Source organism: Armatimonadota bacterium (genome assembly GCA_020354555.1).
Lineage (GTDB): Bacteria > Armatimonadota > Hebobacteria.
Map to the genome: position 1 here is coordinate 1,117,157 of CP070648.1, position 3,284 is coordinate 1,120,440.

At 68.5% G+C, this 3,284-nt stretch carries 3 protein-coding genes; all 3 read right to left on the bottom strand.

The window, feature by feature from the left end:
* Positions 1-1,600, bottom strand: a 1,600-nt coding sequence (locus JSV65_04570) for a M48 family metalloprotease (GenBank protein ID UCH35629.1), incomplete at its 3' end; no start/stop codon positions are given.
* 200 nt (positions 1,601-1,800) lie between these two features.
* Positions 1,801-2,799 (bottom strand): hypothetical protein, encoded by a 999-nt coding sequence (locus JSV65_04575; GenBank protein UCH35630.1) that lies wholly within the window; start codon positions 2,797-2,799, stop codon positions 1,801-1,803.
* A gap of 74 nt (positions 2,800-2,873) precedes the next feature.
* The coding region (locus JSV65_04580; protein UCH35631.1) for a UPF0280 family protein at positions 2,874-3,284 on the bottom strand (411 nt) is incomplete at its 5' end.

A 3,284-nucleotide genomic window follows, 5' to 3' on the forward strand; every position in this document is an offset into this window, starting at 1 on the left:
CACGGTCCGCGTCACCTTCCGCCAAGCCGAGGAACGGCGCGCTGCCGCGCAATCCGCCGAACGCGTTGAACTCGGTCGCCATCGCGCTCACGGCGGAATTCAGGTGGCCGACCGCCTCGTCGGCCAGCTTGGCGGCACGCAAGGCCTGCTCGGACACCTGCTGGGTTTCCTCCTCCGCAGTCGCGACGACCTCGGCGATTTCGCGCGCCAGGGCCTGCCAACGGGCGCGATCGCCGGCGGCGGCCGGAGCGGCGGAATCGCGCTCCACCGCGGCTAGGATCTCCCCAGCGGTCGCGGACACCGATTTGAGCCCTTCACCTGTCGCCCCCACGCGATCCGTCGTCTCGGCGATCAGGTACAGGGCGGTCTCCGCCTTCTCCATCACGCGCTGGGTGCCGAACGCGGGGCTGCCGAAGGCACCGGTCATGCTCATCCGCCGGGCGACGCCGCGCACCCGTTCCCCCAATGACTTCGAGCGCTCCTCGATCTTGCGCGCGGGCTCCTGCGCATCCATGCTCCAGGCGGCAGCCGCCTCGCGGACGTCGGCCAATCGCTGTTCATCGGAATGCACGCGCGGCTGCGCGTCGGATTCGTCGGCGGAGACGTCGCGCCCGGGCGCCGGCGGGGCCTCGGCCACGACCATCTCCAGTGTCCTCGCGTCCTCCTCGCTGAGGCCGATCTCCAGGGCGCGCGCCAGCTCCTGCCTTGCGAGTTGCGCGTCGCCTGCCTCAGCATACGCGCGCACCAGGCCAGCGCGGGCTTCGGCGTCCGCGGGCGCGAGCGAAGCGGCGCGGCGGTAAGCGACCACCGCTTGGTTCGCCAGGTGCCGGTCGAGGAATCCCCGGGCGGTATGTGCAGCGACTTCCGGGTTATCCTGATCGAGTTCGGGCAGCTCCGCCAGTCGCTCCTGGCGTCGTTCGCCGGTGGGGTGCGTGGACAGGTAGATCTCAATGCTGCTCGGCTTGCGTTTCTGCTCTGCGTGCAGCTTGCGCAGGAAATCGGCGAGCTGGGATGCGTCGTACCCGGCGGTATAGGCGTACCGCGCGCCGAGCTTGTCGGAGTCCTGCTCATCCTTGCGGCTGTGGCGCAGCAGGTAGAGCGTGGCGCCGACGTTGCCAGCGGTAAGCAAGGCGGCCGGCGCCTCAATCACGCCGAGCAGCAGGGACGCCCAGAACTGCTTCTTGAAGGCGTCCAGGGAGTGCTTCTGGCTGACGTGGGCGATCTCGTGGCCGACGACACCGGCGAGCTGGTCGGAGGAGTCAACGAAGCGGAGCATGCCGGTGGTGACGTAGACGTAACCCCAGGGCAGCGCGAAGGCATTGACCTGCTCGGTGTCGAGGAGCTTGAAGGTGTACTCGATGTCGTGGCGGGGCGAGGCGTCCACGAGCGATTCGCCCGTGCGCTGGAGGTACTCCGCAGCGGGGCCCTCGGCGATGACGACGTACTGGGCTTCGATGGCGTTGCGCGCCTGGTTGCCGAGCATCTTCTCGAGGCTGCGCTCGAATCCGGCGTGGGCGGCCGTGGCCCCGAGGGCAAAGGCGACGGCGAAAGCGGCCAATGCGGCGCGGATGATGCGGCGGTTTTCGAGGCGATACGGCAACGGCTTCTCCTGAGTCAGGACGCGCGCGCCCCGGCGCCGGGCCTATGGTCGGCGGTACACGACCCCACAGCTATCCATTTCGGCGCCGGCTGAGCGGGCGAATGCGAGCTGACCCTGCGGCGTCGCGAATGTCCCAAGCCTCTCCCGGCCTCCGCCGGAAAGGGGCGGGAGCGATGCCCGCGAGTCCGGCCCGGCTTAGTCTACGGGTTGAGCGGCTTGACCATATCTCCGATCTGAACGGCGAGGGCGCCGGCGCGCTCGGGCAGAGAGCCGATGGACACCTTGTCTTCGACCGACTCGATGCGCAGCACGCCCACGGGCTGGGTGATGATCGTAAGCAGTTCGCCGGTCTCGGGATCGCGGATCTCCTGGCCGCGGCGCAGCACCTGGAAGCGGTCACCGACCTTGACGCCGTAGCGCGCGCCGAGGTTGGTCATGATGCGCTCCCCATCAATATATACCACGTAGCCGCTGATGTCGGAGAGGTCGGGCGGCTGGTAGACGACTTCGTCTGCGCCTTGCGCGACGCGCTTGGCGGAGGACTCGACCGCCTGGCGAGTGGCGGCGCCGAGGATAGTGCGCATGAATTCGGCGCTGCCGAAGCTGACGCGCCCGATATCGCGGATGGCGACTCCGACGTTGGCCCGGCTGTCGTGACCGCCGCCGGTGAAGGCGAACAGGATCTCGGCGGTGGTGGTGTCCACGAGGCGGCCGTCGAGCTTGACGGCGGCGACGCTGCGACTCAGGCTGAGATCGCGCAGATCACCGCGCCCCAGCGCGCCGAGGCTGCCGCCTTTCGTCTCGACCGCAAACTCGGTGACCCGCCCCATGAGCAGGTAGTCCGCGCCGAGGATCTTGCCGATCTGCGCGGCAGTTGCCGGGTCAACGCGACCCGACGTTGCCAGGTCCTGCTCGGCGATGACCGCGTCCACCTTCTCGCGCTCGATGACGCGGAACTTGCGCGTGTTGACCAGGGCCGTGGTCAGCATATCCGCCACGCCTTTGCCGACATCGAACACGCGGCCGAAATAGCTGCTCTGCCTGATGGCGCCGTCATCGAACGGCAGGACGGCGATGCGCTTGCGCTCGGAGAGCGGGATGCGCAGCTCGTCCGTCTCCGCGGCCGCCTGACCCGCGAGAACGGCGACAGCCAAGCCGCAGCAAACGACCACTCGCCATTTCAGCATCTGGGGCAGCATATCAATTGCCCTCCTCTGCGGATTTGCCACATTGTACCACGTCAAGCGACCGGACGGGGTCGTGGGCGTCCACCCTACGACGCCGCATGCATGTCTGTGAGTTCGACGTGGCCCCAAGCCCCTAGATCGGTGCCTACTACTATGACGATGCCGAGCACACCAGGGATTCGTTGGGCGAGTTCGAGGGCGGCGTTGACATCGTCGGCGGCTTTGACCGCGTTAGCGACCGCGGTCGCGGCGGCGTCGGCGAGCGCGCCGGAGCCAGCCACGGCGATGGCGGCATCAGCCTTGCCGAAGCTGAGCGACGGGCCGACGGTGCCGGACGAGGTGCATACCGCACACGGCATCAGGGCCGCGTCGAGCTTCACCGCCAGCTTGCCCGTGACGGGCGAAGCGCCCGCGAACACGCCGACGGTGCGCTCGCGGTTGCCATGGAGCCAGATGTCGCCGCCGTTTTCGACGATCACCTCGCGGGAATGAGCGGC